This window comes from Aeromonas sp. SCS5 (assembly GCF_001887375.1).
GTDB lineage: Bacteria > Pseudomonadota > Gammaproteobacteria > Enterobacterales > Aeromonadaceae > Aeromonas > Aeromonas jandaei.
Window position 1 is genome coordinate 65568 of the sequence record NZ_LFCS01000001.1, and the last position, 15925, is coordinate 81492.

The 15925-nt window shown below is 59.2% G+C and carries 15 protein-coding genes and 1 pseudogene; 8 read left to right on the plus strand and 8 right to left on the minus strand.

Going from position 1 to position 15925, the window contains the following annotated elements; all coding sequences use genetic code 11:
• Positions 1–26 precede the first annotated feature (26 nt).
• Positions 27–212 carry a hypothetical protein gene (locus BS300_RS20940; RefSeq protein ID WP_143241659.1) on the plus strand — a complete coding sequence of 62 codons (186 nt, stop codon included), beginning with the start codon at positions 27–29 and terminating at the stop codon, positions 210–212.
• On the opposite strand, the gene BS300_RS00375 is transcribed toward BS300_RS20940, so the two are convergent.
• Positions 194–772, minus strand: a complete 579-nt coding sequence (locus BS300_RS00375) for an alkylphosphonate utilization protein (protein ID WP_041207866.1) — start codon at positions 770–772, stop codon at positions 194–196. The two genes, BS300_RS20940 and BS300_RS00375, sit on opposite strands and share 19 nt — an antisense overlap.
• A gap of 216 nt (positions 773–988) precedes the next feature.
• On the opposite strand from BS300_RS00375, the gene BS300_RS00380 reads away from it, so the two are divergent.
• The 4 genes and pseudogenes from BS300_RS00380 to BS300_RS00395 all read left to right on the plus strand — a co-directional run bounded on the left by BS300_RS00380 (position 989) and on the right by BS300_RS00395 (position 5201).
• Positions 989–2179, plus strand: a complete 1191-nt coding sequence (locus BS300_RS00380; RefSeq protein ID WP_083593305.1) for a methyltransferase — start codon at positions 989–991, stop codon at positions 2177–2179.
• 304 nt (positions 2180–2483) lie between these two features.
• Positions 2484–3947: a chitinase gene (locus BS300_RS00385; protein ID WP_082044079.1), complete on the plus strand. Its 1464-nt coding sequence runs from the start codon at positions 2484–2486 to the stop codon at positions 3945–3947.
• 465 nt (positions 3948–4412) lie between these two features.
• Positions 4413–4799, plus strand: a complete 387-nt coding sequence (locus BS300_RS00390) for a GFA family protein (RefSeq protein WP_071910000.1) — start codon at positions 4413–4415, stop codon at positions 4797–4799.
• Positions 4800–4830: 31 nt separating this feature from the next.
• Positions 4831–5201 (plus strand): annotated as a pseudogene (locus BS300_RS00395) (histidine phosphatase family protein).
• Between the two features lie 361 nt (positions 5202–5562).
• Here BS300_RS00395 and BS300_RS00400 read toward each other — a convergent pair.
• Complete coding sequence (locus BS300_RS00400; protein WP_071910001.1) at positions 5563–6858, minus strand: diguanylate cyclase; 1296 nt, start codon at positions 6856–6858, stop codon at positions 5563–5565.
• 57 nt (positions 6859–6915) lie between these two features.
• Positions 6916–7440, minus strand: a complete 525-nt coding sequence (smrB, locus tag BS300_RS00405; RefSeq protein ID WP_041207861.1) for an endonuclease SmrB — start codon at positions 7438–7440, stop codon at positions 6916–6918.
• A 65-nt stretch (positions 7441–7505) separates the two neighbouring features.
• Between smrB and prmB the strand changes: the two genes are divergently transcribed.
• A complete protein-coding gene (prmB, locus tag BS300_RS00410; RefSeq protein ID WP_071910323.1) occupies positions 7506–8441 on the plus strand; it encodes a 50S ribosomal protein L3 N(5)-glutamine methyltransferase in 936 nt (311 codons plus the stop codon).
• A gap of 12 nt (positions 8442–8453) precedes the next feature.
• Positions 8454–9542, plus strand: a complete 1089-nt coding sequence (aroC, locus tag BS300_RS00415) for a chorismate synthase (protein WP_071910003.1) — start codon at positions 8454–8456, stop codon at positions 9540–9542.
• Positions 9543–9633: 91 nt separating this feature from the next.
• On the opposite strand, the gene BS300_RS00420 is transcribed toward aroC, so the two are convergent.
• Positions 9634–10383, minus strand: a complete 750-nt coding sequence (locus BS300_RS00420) for a transporter substrate-binding domain-containing protein (RefSeq protein WP_239693785.1) — start codon at positions 10381–10383, stop codon at positions 9634–9636.
• A 406-nt stretch (positions 10384–10789) separates the two neighbouring features.
• Between BS300_RS00420 and BS300_RS00425 the strand changes: the two genes are divergently transcribed.
• Entirely contained in the window at positions 10790–12193 is a 1404-nt protein-coding gene (locus BS300_RS00425; protein ID WP_071910007.1) for a DEAD/DEAH box helicase, read from the plus strand.
• A gap of 113 nt (positions 12194–12306) precedes the next feature.
• On the opposite strand, the gene BS300_RS00430 is transcribed toward BS300_RS00425, so the two are convergent.
• From BS300_RS00430 to BS300_RS00445, 4 genes are all read right to left on the minus strand, one after another.
• Positions 12307–12693, minus strand: a complete 387-nt coding sequence (locus BS300_RS00430; protein WP_071910009.1) for an MAPEG family protein — start codon at positions 12691–12693, stop codon at positions 12307–12309.
• A 196-nt stretch (positions 12694–12889) separates the two neighbouring features.
• Positions 12890–13447: a hypothetical protein gene (locus BS300_RS00435; RefSeq protein WP_071910011.1), complete on the minus strand. Its 558-nt coding sequence runs from the start codon at positions 13445–13447 to the stop codon at positions 12890–12892.
• 144 nt (positions 13448–13591) lie between these two features.
• Positions 13592–14257, minus strand: coding sequence for a hypothetical protein (locus tag BS300_RS00440; RefSeq protein WP_071910013.1), 666 nt, complete (start codon positions 14255–14257; stop codon positions 13592–13594).
• A gap of 171 nt (positions 14258–14428) precedes the next feature.
• Positions 14429–15622 (minus strand): aromatic amino acid transport family protein, encoded by a 1194-nt coding sequence (locus BS300_RS00445; RefSeq protein WP_071910015.1) that lies wholly within the window; start codon positions 15620–15622, stop codon positions 14429–14431.
• Positions 15623–15925: the final 303 nt, after the last annotated feature.

Genomic DNA, 15925 nt, shown 5'->3' on the forward strand with positions numbered 1-15925 from the left:
ACAACGTACAAATATGGGTCAGGTGTATGGCTGGTTTGCAACATGTGGTATTGGCGAAAATAGGCGGTTTGGCGATGGCTGAAAATTACTTCTGTACAGCTGATAACTGCGCGGCCCATAAAGCGGCGGCAAATAAAAAAGGATGGCGGCTGGCCATCCTTTTATTGTCGTCGGCACAAGTTGCCGAGCGGTATTACGCCTTTTTCAGGTAGGCGGCGACCAGCACGATCTGCACACCGTTGACCTTGCCTTCGATATGAAGCGGGTTGTTGGTCAGGCGGATGCCCTTGACCAAGGTGCCGCGCTTGGCGGTAAAGCCGGCGCCCTTGACGTCCAGATCCTTGATCAGGGTGACGGAGTCGCCCTCTTGCAGCACAGCTCCGTTGGAGTCTACGGTCGGCACGCTGTCATCATCTTCGGAAGCCATGCCCGCTTCGGCCCAGGCCTTGGTCTCTTCTTCCATGTACATCATGTCCAGCATGTCCTGAGCCCACACTTCGCCTTGGGCGGAGAGGGCTTTCAGCTGGCGCCATGCCATGACCTGAACGGCCGGCACCTGGCTCCACATGCTGTCGCCCAGGCATCGCCAGTGGTTGACAACCACGGTCTCCGGCTGCTCCAGCTGGCCGCGGCAGGTATCGCAGATGGCCACACTGTGATCATCATCGCTGGCGGGGGAGTGGGGTACCACGAAAGCGGTCAGTGCCTGCTCGGCGCCGCACAGTTCACACTTGGCGCCTGCGCGCGCTTGCAGGATGGCGTTGATGGTCATGTTATTGATCCCCTGGTTGGTAGTAAAACGACCCGCATCGGGCGGGGCGCATCAAAGAGGGGGCGGAATATAGCATAAAACCCCGCATTTTGTCAGGTCGGGTAGCAAGCCGGGTCAGGCTACTCCCTTGAGCGGCACTTTACTGCGCAGCAGGAGTGCAATTTGAAGCGGGATCGCTAGAATGAGCCTCCTTTTGACTACCGGATAGAGGCTCCTGTGCTGGCGCAACGCTTTCAACAACTGGATCAGCTGCTGATCCGCCATCGGCGCTGGTGGCAATATCAGCCCTATCACCACCTGACCATGCCCTTTGCCAACGAGGCACCGGAGCTGGTGGCACAGCTCGATGCTCTCACGCTGGAGCAACTGGCTGAACTTGATGGCGACATGGCGGCCCTTGGTTCGTTGCTCTCCCCCTGGATTGCCGATGGCGAGGTGTTGCTGCAACTCAGTCAGCTTGAGCCTTTTACCCCCGAGCCTATCAGTTGCAGCAAGGAGATGGCGCTGCATATGCCGGGGCGCAAGCAGGCGCAAATAGAGGCGTTCACTGCCTGCCTGCCCGCACATCAGGGACCTTATCTGGAGTGGTGTGCCGGCAAAGGGCATCTTGGGCGACTGGTATCACGTCATCGTCATGCGTCGGTCTTGAGCCTCGAATTGCAAGAGCAGCTCTGTGAAGAGGGTCGTCAGCTGGCCGAGCGTGATGGCGCCACCATGATCTTCTGCTGCGCCGATGCCTTTGCTCCCGAGTCTGCCGAGCTTATTGCGCCCGAGCACCACGCCATGGCGTTGCATGCCTGTGGCGAGTTGCACACCCATCTGTTGGCGCAAGTGGCCGAGCGCAGTGCCTGCGGGGTGACCATTTCCCCCTGCTGTTACCATCTGATCCGCACCTCGGATTACCGTCCGCTCTCTCAAGCCGCTCAGGGCAGTGCGCTGCGTCTGGCCAAGGCCGATCTCAAACTGCCGTTGCAGGAGACGGTGACCGGCGGCGCGCGGATCACCCGCTTGCGTGAGCAGGAGGTGGTGTGGCGGCTCGCCTTTGATTGCCTGCAACGGGAAGTGCGCGGGATCGATGAGTATCTGCCGGTGCCCAATATGCAGAAGAGCCTGTTGACCGGCAGTTTCGCGGCATTTTGCGACTGGGCTGCCGAGCGCAAGGGGATCGCGTTGCCGAGCGGACTGGACTACGACGCCTTTGTAACCAAAGGGGAGGCGCGTTTTGGCGCTGTCGCCCGGATGGAGCTGGTGCGTCACCTGTTTCGCCGTCCCCTCGAGATCTGGCTTGCCCTCGATAGAGCCTTGTTCCTGCAAGAGCAGGGTTATCGGGTCGAGGTGGGGGAGTTCTGTGCCAAACCGATGACGCCGCGCAACATCCTGATCCGCGCCGTGAAAGCAGAATCCTGAGTCGCTGGCCTCCCTGCTGCTTGATAGTTTCGAATGGCTGACAAGCTCCTCTTGTCAGCCATTTTTTGCGTCTAAAAAAATGTACGGGTGGTAGCCACTCCATCCACTCGCGCGGATCCAGTTTTACTGGTGCCACCTTGTCAAAAATTGTTTCGTATGAGTTCTTTGTGTCGGTTCATTGCTAATTTTTCTGACAAGGTGAAATGGCTCACAAATCTGTTTTATTTCTTAATTCTCATCGTGAAATTAGTTAATAAAACACCTACTCTTGTAGCGCCCTATATTCAAACAAGGACTGTGATTTATGTTCAAACCCAAGCGTTGTGCCTGGTTGATTGCGGCTGCCTGCGCATTGCCAAGTTATAGTGCAATGAGCGCAACCATGAATATTCAACCCGATCCGCAGAACCCCGGTGGATATGTTATTGCTGCCTCTGATGTGGCTGCCGTGGAAAAAGCCAAGACAGCCAATCCCATGTATGCAATTTGGGCCAAGGCGTTGGCGACCCGATCCAATAAAATAGTCGATGCCATTGAACCCGGGTTGGCAAGCAACCCTGACAACGTAAAACGGGTTGAACGGGTATTTCCCCAGTCGGAATGGGATTATTTAACCCAGATGGCAGCGCCGGAATACACCTATGTCCGGTTCTTGCGTGCTATCGGTAAATTTCCGGCATTTTGCGGGGAATATACTGACGGGCGTGATTCCGATGCGATCTGTAAAAAATCCATCGTGACCGCCTTTGCCCACTTCTCTCAGGAGACGGGGGGCCATATCTCCAAGGACAATGTCTCCGACAACCCGTTGGGGCTGGAAGAGTGGCAGCAGGCGCTGGTGCATGTGCGCGAGATGGGCTGGTCAGAGGGACAGACCGGCTACACCACCGGCTGCGGTCAGAACGACTGGCAAAACAAGAAGTGGCCCTGCAGTACCGGACAAGGCTACTTCGGTCGCGGTGCCAAGCAGCTCTCCTACCACTTCAACTACGGTGCCTTCTCCGAGGCGATGTTCGATGGCGATGCCTCCGTGCTGCTCAACAACCCGGGGCTGGTGGCGGACTCCTGGCTCAACCTCGCCTCGGCCATCTGGTTCTTCCTCACACCGCAGGCACCCAAGCCGGCCATGCTGCACGTGATTGACCGCACCTGGGTACCCTCCAAACGGGAAGTGGATGCCGGTATCGGCTACGGCTTTGGCACCACCATCAACGTCATCAATGGCGGCATCGAGTGTGGCGAACAGAACAAGGACAAGGGGCAGCCGGTCAACCGTATTCGCTACTGGGAAGGGCTGGCCAATCACTACCAGATCCCGGTCAAGGCCGATGAGAAGAATACCTGCTGGCAGCAGACGCCTTATGGCAGCCTCAACCTCAACGGCGCCACCGACGTGCTCTACACCAACTGGGATGGCAACTGGAAATACTATCCGGATCGCCCGGGCGGTTACTCCTTCGAGTGTGAGCTGGTCGGCTTCCAGACCGCCTACTCGGCGCTGGTGCCGGGCGATTACCAGAAGTGCGTGACCAACTTCTACGGCTCCCACGCCAACTGGCCGAAAGTGCGGGTCGTAGACAAATTGACTCCGCCGCCGGTCGATCCGAGCGAACCGCCCATCGGTGGCAACCCGGCCTGGGAAGCGACCAAGGTCTATACCGCTGGCAGCAAGGTGAGCTACAAAGGCGTTGTCTATCAGGCCAAATGGTGGACGCAGGGTGATGATCCAACCAAGGGTGGCCCTTGGGTTGTGGTGCCTGCCAAATAAGATGGTGTAATTTAACGCCCAAAGAGGAGAGGGAGGGTAACTCCTTCTCCTCGTTAATTCAAAAGTGCATCACTGAATATTATCTGGTGTTTTTAATGGTGCTTTAGTCTTGGTTTACAGAACGATTTTTATCTGAAAGTTGAAATAAAATAATGTTGGAAGAAGTGAGGGGCAGCCGTTTTACATGTTGGTTGGTTAGCTCCATAAGTTGGCGTCCCCTGATAATTGTCGCACACTGCGGGCTAATTCATTTCCCATCATTAAATGAATCCTCTCATTGCGCGTTAGGGGAGTAATTCCCCTATTGGTAAAATGTCATTTATCACCAAAATGGTGAGGTCTTGCTATATCGCGCAGCTTTATCTCGGCACCTTGTCGCTTATTCCCTTGAGAAAATTGATGTGAACGATCGGTTTATATTGGTAAGCTCTTTGGCTTGTGCAAAATTGCAACAAAGGGGGCAAGATGAAGGGCGGTTGTCATTGCGGGGCGATCCGTTATGAGGTGCTGACTGCACCTGTTGCGGCCGATTTTTGTCACTGTCGTGATTGCCAGCGCTCCACGGGGGCACCGGTCGGGGCCTGGATGGACTTTCACGCCGAACAGGTGCAGTGGTTATGCGGCAAACCGACCGAGTATGCGTCTTCAGATTTTATCCGCCGGGGATTTTGCGCCGAGTGTGGCTCCTCCCTTACGTATCGCAGCACCCAGTACCCTGAGTATCTCACGTTGGCCATCGCCTCCCTCGATAATCCGGATGCTGTTGCGCCAACCTACCACATCCATACCGACAGCCAGCTGCCCTGGTTGCCGATCCAGGACGAGCATCCCCGTTATCCCAAAGGGAAGTAAAACCAGGGTAACCCCAACAAAGGAGGTTGGTATGGAGCTGGTTGTTATCCGCCATGGCGAGACGCAAGCCAATGCGGAAGGACGGTATCAGGGCGCGCTGGATATCGGGATTAATAAGAGTGGCCAGAGGCACCACCCGGTGGGGAAACGCTGGATGGGGTAGTTGCCCGGGTGTCGCAAGGGCTGCTAGAACTGACCTCGAACGCGCAAGGGGAGCGGGTGCTGCTGGTCGCACATGGGGTTGTCGCCAAGGTGATCCGTGCCGTGACAAGTGCCGGATTTGATGACTTTTTCGATTGGCAGTTGGCCAACGGCGGCATGCTGACGGTGCATTTTCCGGTACCTTTGACACCGGATAAACCTCTGCCATTTTGCCGACCACCCTCAACCGGTGGACTATGAGTGAACAGGCCTTTGTGACTCCCGATCATCCTTAATCCGGTTGTGCTCACTTTGCATCGTGTTTGCTGGTCATTCGGAGTCTGCTTGACCGCTATCTGAGGGTGATCGGAGGGGGGCATTGTCGCGGCAAAGCGCCATCGCAATAAGAGACCTGCCGTGCTGGCCGTGCGCCATTATTTCACCTGTGTAAAAGCGATGGTTAACTCTGTCAGGCCAGTGAAACAATCTGTGTATGGGGGCGGGTAAAAAGCACCACGCCACTCAAGGTGGCGTGGCTCCGAACTGGCTGTGATAACGAATGAATGGTTCTTTGTGACTGGTCGAGGGGCAAGCCGTCGTGACTGAAGAAGGGGCCGAGCCATCAGGTCGGCTCCGGCTCCTCCTTGCGACAGCAGTTGCGCCCCTGTTTCTTGGCCATATAGAGGGCGGTGTCGGCCCGTCTGACCATCTTCTCCACGCTGTCGAGGGGGCCTTTGCTGGCGCTGATCCCGATGCTGATGGTGAGTGAGACCTCAAGCGCTCCGGATAGCGCATGGCGGGCCGACTCCACCGCCAGTCTGATCCGCTCGGCGCTGGCCCAGGCCAGCTCCAGCGAGGTCTCCGGCAGCAGCACGATAAACTCCTCGCCGCCCCAGCGCCCCAGCATGTCCACCTCGCGCAGCTGTTTGCCGATCCGGTTGACCAGACTCAGGATCGCCTGATCCCCCTGCTGGTGGCCAAAGGTGTCGTTGACCTCCTTGAAGTGATCGATGTCGATCAGCAGCAGGCCCATGGTGTGACCAAAGCGCTGGCAGCGCTGCATCTCGGCGTTGACCAGCTCATCGAAACGGCGCCGGTTGGCAATACCGGTCAGGGGATCCGTGGTGGCGGCGACCTTCAGCTCTTCCACCAGGCGCGCCCGTTCGGAGATGTCGCGCAGGATGGCGGTCATCTCGGTGGTCTGGCCCATATTGATCTTGGCGATGGTGACCTCCAGCGGAAATTCGCTGCCATCGCGGCGCAGCCCTACCACGGAGGCGCGGGCATGCATGGGGCGTGAATTGATGGGGGAGTTGCTGAACGCCTTGAAGTAGCTGTCATGGTTGGCGCGAAACCGTTGCGGCAGCAGGGTCTCCAGCCGTTTGCCAAGATAGCTCTCGTCGATGCCGAACATCTCGCAGGCAGCGGTATTGATAAGTTCGATCCGCGATTCGCTGCTGACGCTGATGATGCCGTCATAGGCGGAGTTGACGACCGCTTCAAAACGGCGGCGGCTGGTGGTGAGCGCATCTTCCAGCTGCTTCTTGGCGGTGATGTCGATGGCGGTGACGATGATCCTGTTGATCCGTGCCTGCTCGGGAATGATGGGGGAGAGGACAAAGCGCCACCAGCTGGTGCGCGACAGGCTATCGATGGGCAGTTCGCTCTCCACCCCGGTCTGCTGGCTCACGCACTCGTGCATCGGCTGCTCGATGCTGCTGGTGATGTAGCGGGGAAACATTTCGTTGAGCCGTTTGCCAATGCAGCCAAGCACCTCGATCTCGAAGGCCTTGGCGAAGGTGTCGTTGGCTGATACCAGAACAAAGTGGTCATCCTTGTCGAGGCTGAATACCGCCACGGCAGCGCCGATGGCGTCGAGGGATGACTTGATGTCGGCATGGGAGCCTCGTGTAAACATGCAACCTCCACTGTCAATAACGTATTGATATTCAGTATAGGTTGCCGATTTTACGAGCTACTCCTCGATATCCAGCAAGACCAGAATGGCGCTGTCGCCGCCCCATTCGCGCGGAGCTTGATGAAAGGCGCGCACGTTGGGGTGCTGGGCCAGCCAGCTTGGAATGCGCTGTTTGAGGATATGTTTGCCGATGCCGTGCATCACCGAGGCGACGTGAATGTTCTCTTTCTGGCAGAGAGTGAGCAGGGCCGCCAGCTCCTGTTTGGCCTGATGCTGGTTCATGCCGTGCAGATCGAGATAGATCTCCGGCGGATAACTGCCCCGCTTGAGCTTTTTCAGCTCGAATTTCGACACATCTTCGCGCACATAACGGGTCGGGCCATCGTCCTCGAGATGGGGCTGATACTCATCGCTGAAATAGTGGTCAACCCCAAGGGATTCGCGGCTTTCGCGCATTTCGCGTTTCTGCTTGACCGGGCGTAACTCGGCCCTTATGGTATCTTGCTTGATTTTCCGGGTACCTTTTATCGCATCGCGGAACAGCTGGGTTTCCTCGTCTGTCGGTGAGGGCGTTTTTTTCATCAGGTACTCGTCTTGCTCGCTGTATAAAATTCTCGGGCCGGATATTACTCGACTTGGAGGTGGATTTGGACAAGATATTTATCGATGAGGTGGTTGCCGAGATGCACACCATCCAGGACATGTTGCGCTGGGCCATGAGTCGTTTCAACGACGCCGGTATCTTCTACGGACATGGTACCGACAACGCCTGGGATGAGGCTGTGCAGCTGGTACTGCCCGCGTTGCATCTGCCGCCGGACGTGGATCCGGCGATGCGCCACTCCCGTCTCACCAGCAGCGAGCGTCACCGGATTGCCGAACTGATCGTGCGCCGCGTGCAGGAGCGTGTTCCCGCGCCCTATCTCACCAACAAGGCCTGGTATGCCGGTTGGGAGTTTTACGTTGACGAGCGGGTACTCATTCCCCGTTCTCCCATCGCCGAGATGGTGGCCAACCGCTTCGCGCCGTTCCTCAAACAGGAGCCGACCCGGATCATGGATCTCTGCACCGGCTCCGGTTGCATCGCCATCATCATGGCTCACGAGTTCCCGGACGCCGAGGTTGACGCCATCGACATCAGCGTTGATGCCCTCAACGTGGCCGAGCGCAACATCAACGATCACGGGCTGGAGCAGCAGGTTATCCCGATCCGCTCCGATCTGTTCCGCGATCTGCCGGCGGGCGACAAGTACGATCTCATCGTCTCCAACCCGCCCTACGTGGATTCCGAAGATATGTCGGATCTGCCGGACGAGTTCCGTCACGAGCCGGAGCTGGCGCTCGCCTCCGGCAGCGATGGTCTCAAGCTCACCAAGCGCCTGCTGGCCAATGCGGCCGACTTCCTCAAGGATGACGGCGTGCTGGTGGTCGAGGTGGGCAACAGCATGATCCATCTGGAATCCCAGTTCCCCGAAATCCCCTTTACCTGGGTAGAGTTCGAGAACGGCGGCCACGGTGTGTTCGTGATGACGCGCAACGAGCTGGTGCAGTATCAGGATCATTTTGCCATCTACAAAAACTAAGCAGGAGCGCCTATGGCAGGGAACAGTTTTGGCCAACTCTTTCGGGTAACCACCTTCGGCGAGAGCCACGGTCTGGCGCTGGGCGCCGTGGTCGATGGTTGCCCGCCGGGGCTGGAGATCAGCGAGGCGGATCTGCAAGGGGATCTCGATCGGCGCAAGCCCGGCACCTCCCGCTACACCACGCCACGCCGTGAACCGGACGAGGTGAAGATCCTCTCCGGGGTGTTTGAGGGGAGAACCACCGGTACGTCCATCGGGCTCTTGATCGAGAACACCGATCAGCGCTCCAAGGATTACTCCGACATCAAGGATCTGTTCCGCCCGGGCCATGCTGACTACACCTACCACCAGAAGTATGGTCAGCGCGACTATCGCGGCGGTGGTCGCTCCTCCGCCCGCGAAACTTCGATGCGGGTGGCGGCGGGAGCCATTGCCAAGAAGTACCTCAAACAGGTGCATGGCATCGAGATCACCGGTTTTCTCTCCCAGCTTGGCCCCATCAAGGCCGAGGCGTTTGACGCTGCGCAGATCGAGCAGAATCCCTTCTTCTTCCCCGATGCGGGCAAGCTGGAAGCGCTCGATCAATACATGCGTGATCTGAAGAAAGAGGGCAACAGCATTGGTGCCAAGGTGCAGGTCATCGCGCGCAATGTGCCGGTGGGCCTCGGTGAGCCGGTGTTTGACCGCCTCGATGCCGACATCGCCCACGCCATGATGGGCATCAATGCGGTAAAAGGGGTGGAGATCGGTGACGGCTTTGCGGTGGTGGAGCAAAAAGGCTCCGAGCACCGTGACGAGATGACCCCGGCCGGCTTTGCCAGCAACCATGCGGGCGGCATTCTGGGCGGTATTTCATCCGGTCAGGATATCGTGGTGAGCATGGCGCTCAAGCCTACCTCCAGCATCACGGTGCCGGGCAAGACCATCACCACCGAGGGTGAGGCTACCGAGATGATCACCAAGGGGCGCCACGATCCGTGCGTCGGCATCCGTGCCGTGCCCATCGCCGAGGCGATGCTGGCGCTGGTGCTGATGGATCATCTGTTGCGTCACCGCGCCCAGAATCAGGGTGTATTGACCCAGACGCCGCAACTGCGCTGATCGGCATAACGACCCACTGGCGGATCAACGCTTGATTGGCCAGCATGAAAAAGGCGACCTTTGGGTCGCCTTTTTGTTTTCTCCGCTCGGGTTAATGCAGCGGGGGTTCATCGCCAGCGGGTGCAGCGCTCAGGCGGCATGTGGGGGGCGGAAAGTTGCGATCGGTTTTGGGCAGGGTGGCGATCGCCTTGTCGATGCTGACGAGCTGCTCATCGCTGATGCTCTCTTTGGCAAACATCAGGCTGACCGGCTGGTGGTGGAGCAGCAACTGGCAGCTGATAAAGCCGGTGGCGCCGAGCTGGTCGAGGCGATAACGGGCGTATTGCCACTCCATGATGACGCCGTCGAGGCGGCGGGCGAGCAGCAGATCGATCAGCCGGTCGTCGGCGTTGTACTCGGTTACCTCCTTGAGTGCCGGGCAGTTTTCCAATTGTTGCATCGGGCGGGTGCCGCGCAGCTTGCCGATCTTGAGCCCCTTGGCGTTGCACAGCGCAGAGAGGGTCGGGTAACCGGCCCAGCGATCCTGCTGGCCGGGAATGGGATCGTTGCTGAGCAGCACGTAGGCGCTGTGGCGATAGGGGGCGGAGAAGCGGGCGTATTGCTCGCGCTCCGGCAGCGCCAGCGCACCCATCGCTATATCAAGTTGGCCATGCTCCACCAGATGGAGTGCCCGGGCCCAGGGAATTTCACGAAATTTGGGGGTGAAACCCGCCTTGGTGAGGATTTGGCGGGTCAGGCTGATATCGAGCCCTGCCAGTTCCCCTTTATTGTTGAGCTGACTGAAGGGGGGCCAGTGGCTCCAGGCCACGGTGAGAACCTGCTTGTCGGCTTGTGCCGGCATCGCCCACAACAGCAGCAGGGCAAGCCAGAGTGGCCAGCTGATGGGAAAGCCTGATTGCCTCTTCATATAAACCTCATCATCCCTGATCTTTTTGATCTCCGTGCCTTGCTGACAACAGAGTGTTTTTATTGTGTTTGATGTTAATAGGGCAGTAGTAAAAGATCGGATAAACGGGAGCAATTGGGGCAGGGAAGGCGGGATTTTCTCCTCGTGCTGGGAGGAACATCACATTTTTCTCGTTTCTCCTCAATAACTCCGCTAGACTGCCCCCCTATTCTTTCCCCTTTGCTCTGCTCCCCGGGGAAATCGTTGTGTTCTCAACAGGCCCGAGTCTGGCGAGATGGCATCGGCTCAGCAGAGGAGCCCCATCCCGGATTGTCGGCGCCCCTATCCCTAGCAGGTAACTATGAGTTTTACTTCCCTCGGTCTGGCCGAACCCTTGTTGCGTGCCGTTGCCGAACAAGGCTACGACACCCCGTCTCCCATTCAGCAGCAAGCGATCCCCGCCGTTCTGGCTGGCCGCGACCTGATGGCGGCGGCCCAAACAGGGACTGGCAAGACCGCAGGCTTTACCCTGCCGATGCTGCAACGTCTGATGGAGAGCAAGCGCAAGGTCTCTCCGAACCGCGTCCGTGCGCTGGTACTGACTCCGACGCGCGAGCTGGCCGCCCAGGTGGGCGAGAGCGTGCGCAACTACGGCAAGCATCTGCCCCTGCGCAGCCACGTGGTATTTGGTGGCGTGAGCATCAACCCGCAGATGATGGCGACCCGCCGTGGTCTGGACGTGCTGGTGGCCTGTCCGGGCCGTCTGATCGATCTCTACAACCAGAATGCCGTCAAGTTTGACGAGGTGGAGATCCTGGTACTGGACGAAGCGGATCGCATGCTCGACATGGGCTTTATCCGCGACATCCGTCGCATCCTGACCCTGCTGCCGAAGAAGCGCCAGAACCTGCTCTTCTCCGCCACCTTCGCCGATGAAATTCGCGAGCTGGCAACCGGCCTTTTGGACAACCCGGCTGTCATTGAAGTCGCCCCGCGCAACAGCACCGCCGAGCGTATCGAGCAGCTGGTGCACCCGTGCGACAAGGCCAACAAGATTGCCCTGCTGAGCCACCTGATCTCCAGCAACAACTGGCAGCAGGTGCTGGTTTTTACCCGTACCAAGCACATCGCCAACCGGGTTGCCGAGAAGCTTGAAAAAGACGGCATCAGTGCCGCCGCCATTCACGGCAACAAGAGCCAGGGTGCCCGTACCCGTGCACTGGCCGGCTTCAAGGATGGCAGCGTGCGCGTGATGGTGGCGACCGACATCGCGGCCCGTGGCCTCGATATCGACAAGCTGCCGCAGGTAGTGAACTTCGAACTGCCGAACGTGGCGGAAGATTACGTACACCGTATCGGTCGTACCGGTCGTGCTGGCGCTGCCGGTCACGCCATCTCCCTGGTTGCGGCCGATGAAGGGAAGCTTATCAAGGCCATCGAGCGTCTGACCAAGCAGAACATCCCCTGCGAGCAGGTGCCCGGCTTCGAAGCGTCCCGCGAGACCCTCGACAACATCGCCCGTGGTATCGGCGCGCCGCTGCGCAAAGAGCCCCGTGATCCGAGCGAGCAGCGCCGTGCGCCGCGTCCGCAAGGTCAAGGCCAGCGTCAGGGTGCCGCTCGCTCCGGCAACAACGGTGGCAACGCAGGCGCTAACCGCTCCGGCAACGGCGGCAAGCCCAAGCCCCAGGGTGGTCAGCGTCCGGCTGATGGCGCCGCCAAGCCGGCTCAGGCTCGTCGTCCCCGTCGCGCCAGCCATAACCAGTAAGGGCAAGGAGAGCCACTCTCCCGCTCTGATCGGTTAAACGAAAAGCCCTGCCATATCGGCAGGGCTTTTCTATTTCTGCTTCTGCGGCTCCGCGTTTGGCTGACCTGTTCTGGTCAGGAGAGCAGGGCGGTGATCAGGAGGCAGGCCGCACTCAGCAAAATGACGGTGAAGGTCAGCCCCATTCCCACCACCCGATAGCGGAAATTCTCCGGCGTGCGGCTCATGCCGAAGGCGTGACAAAGGCGACCAAGCAGCAAGGCACTCCCCAGCAGATGAACCAGCCAGGGGGCATGGCTGCCTGTTTCGACGAAATAGATGAGCAGCAGGGCGAGGGGAACATACTCGGCAAAGTTGGCGTGCACCCGCATGGCCCGCAGCATGGCGGGATCATCGCCATGGCCGAGCGCCACTTTCTGGCGGTGACGGGTGCGAATAGTGCGTACGCTGAGCAGGACAAAGAGCAGGGCAAGGAGGGCCGCATAGATGGGCAGTATGGTCATGGTGTAGGGCTCCCGAAGTGATGGATGAGCATGGATCTGTTGTGCGCTCAATGGCTTGCCCTTGAGGGTAGCAGTAAAGGGGGCTCGGCCATGGCGTCCTGATCGCCCTTGCCGGATAAAAAAAGCCCCGCCAGTCTGGCAGGGCTTGTTGTCGGGTTTTAGGTTGCGTGCAGCGCAATCAGCTGCACTTCGCCAGTCAGGCGCCGTAGGGGAGAGAGGAGTGGTGCAGCACGATGCGCACCTTGCCATCATCCCCCTTCTTGAAACCCCAGCTCTTGTCGACCGTGGTCTCCTTGTTGTCGCGATCCACCAGATGCACCTTGCCCATGGTCAGCGCCATGTTGCCGTTGATATAGACGGCGGCATTGTCATAGCGGTAGCTCTGCCAGTTTTTCAGGGCAAAGCCGCTGTCGGCCGGATAGGCGCTGTTGTTGCCGACAAAATAGGCCAGCGCCCCCTCGCGGGTGGTGCGAAAGGTCTGCTCGCCACCGGCGAGGGTGGGCTTTAACAGCACCGGCCCTTGATGGTAGCCATAAGCGCTGTCGAGTACCGCCTCGGCGGTGGCTTTGGCGCGCTCGATACCGCCGGCCCGATAGTCATCGCTGATCTTGATGAGCGCCGCGCCCCAGGCATCCTGCGCCGCCTTGATGTCGGCCTCGGTGATATTGTTGTTGGTGATTTCGGCCGCGCTGAGGGCGCCGCTGGCAGCAAGCAGAACAAGGGCAAGGGAACTCTTCGTGAGGTGCAACATCATTGTTTTCAAACTCCTGAAAGCGATAAACGAGGGGGCAGTGTAGCGATCGGGCATGAACGGGTTTTGAACTGTCCGTTCAGGTTTTGGTGGCAAAAAAGATTGTATAAAACACGGTTTTTGGCGGTTTGTTCGGTAGTGTCCTGATCAGCGGACGGGGGTCAGCAGAGCCGAGAAGTAGCGCTCCTGCATCTGCTGCCAGCGGCCGCTCGCTATCAGCTGCTGTTGGGATTGGACAAGGGCGGCAATATCGGCCTGGCGGCTCTTGTTGAGGTAGAGATAGACCTCGATATCGGAGACCCGTTTCCATGGTGCGGCAAGGGGGGCTTGATTGGTCGGCAGCAGCCGGATCACCCAGTCGGTTCTGCCGCGCTGGAGCAGGGCGAGACCCTGCTTCTCATCGTTGAACCAGACGATGCGCCGACTGTCGAGATAGCGGTTGCACCACTGAATGCCGCGCAGGCAGCCAACCCGCTCCTGACTGGCGGGGGGCCAGCTGGCGTCCTGCTTGCTCTGGGCATAGATGGTCACTTCGCCAATCGCCGTGCCGACCGGGAGCATCTGCGGGTGGGTCTGCTCAAAGCCCTTGATCCGGGCGATATCCCCATCGATGGTGCTATCGGAATCAAGCAGCTTTTTGCAGCGGGCGCTGGTGCAGGGGATAAAAGTGAAATCGACCCTGGCCTTGCCAAACCACTCCTCATAGAAGGGGCGCAGCAGGGGGATATATTCCACGGGCGCCGCCAGCGACAGGGGCGCGCCCTGGGCAATCGGGTTCAGACAGCACAGCAGAAACCAGCCAGCCCACTTCATACCTTGCTCCCCACTCCATTGCGTATGGAAAAAGCGTAGCTGAAAGGTCCTTTATCCCTCTGGTGCGAGAGAGGGGATGGGCAGAGTAGTGGTATGTGCCGTGGTGATAAAACAAAGCCCCGCCAATCAGCTTGGCGGGGCTTTGTTATTTGGGGCATTCAGTATCGGGGATTACAGCGCAGGCAGCAGTCCCATGCTGACGCTGATCTGGACGCCGACAATCAGCACACCCATGGCGCCGGCTACTCCCAGCGCTACTACGCCACCCGGGGCGCGGTAGTGGTGGGCGGGGGCCTGTTTGCGGCTCTGCCATACCAGCGCTACCGGCAGCAGTACCGCGAGGATGGCCAGCGCAATGGCGGCGTAGCCGAGGGCCATGATAAAGCCCTGCGGGAAGTAGAGGGCAAACAGCAGCGGCGGCACAAAGGTGATAAGGCCGGTCTGGCTGCGGCCCTGCCAGTTGTCCTTGCGGCGGGTCACCTTGGCCATAAAGTCGAACAGCCCCAGCGTCACCCCGAGGAAGGAGGTGGCGAGCGCCAGATCGGCGAACAGGTGCATCGCCTGATTGAAGGCGGGCCAGCTTACCAGCTTGCCGACGCTGGCGAGCAGGCTGTCGAGCGCGCCGCCATTGGCCAGCAGGGAGGATTGACCGAGCAGCCCCAGAATGGCCACTTGCCACAGCACGTAGAGGATCAGCGGCAGGGCGGAGCCCCAGACAAAGACCCGGCGCAACTGCTTGGGGCAATCACCGAGGTAGAGCATCACGCTCGGGATTGAGCCGTGAAAGCCGAACGAGGTGAAGATCACCGGCAGGCCCGCCAGCAGCAGCCCTTCCCCGAGCGGCATGGCGAGCAGGTGCTCGCCCTGGGCGCGCGGCAGCAGCAGTGCCAGCACGCCCACCATGATCACCAGCTTGATGGTGAACATCAGCCGGTTGAGGTAATCCACCGAGCGGGTGCCGACACAGACCATGCCGCCAAACAGCAGGGTAAAGGCCCAGGCGGCCTGCTCCTGGCTCAGGGTGATGCCGGCATCGGCCAGCGCCTGTGCCAGCAGGCTGCTACCACCGCTGATGTAGGCGGAGGCGAGGGCGTAGAACAGCATCAGGATGCAGAAGGAGGCGATGCGCTTGCCCCAGGGGCCGAGCAGGTGATCCGCCAGCTGGTGCAGGTACCACTTGCCGGTATTGAGGCTGGCCTCCACCTGCAGCATGGCGGTAAAGGCCATCAGGGCCCACAGGCCAATCATCAGCAGCAGGGTGGCGGGGCCGCCGAGGGACGAGGAGGCCAGCGGCAGGGCCAGCATACCGGCGCCTATGGTGGTGCCGGCAATCAACAGGGTACAACCCAGAGTCTTGGTGTTCATGTTATCCATCCGAAAGTGAGCGGAGATGTTGCAAACAAGAGAGAGCCAGTTGGCTGTGTCGGGAGGCGCCTCCGGGGAAAAAGCCGGAGGCTAGCAATATCGGCGTGGAAACATCTGTACCTGAAACCTGTCGGCTGTAAAAGATGGTTGCCACGTTAACGGATCGAAATAGCGGAGACAACCCCTAAAAAGCGGATCTTGTGCTGTGGAAGGCATTTAAGTGGAAATAAAAAATGACACTCAGCGCTATGTGCCGAAAAAATGTGCGCCTTGAGGGGGCGATGCCAATCCGCTTGAACCGGC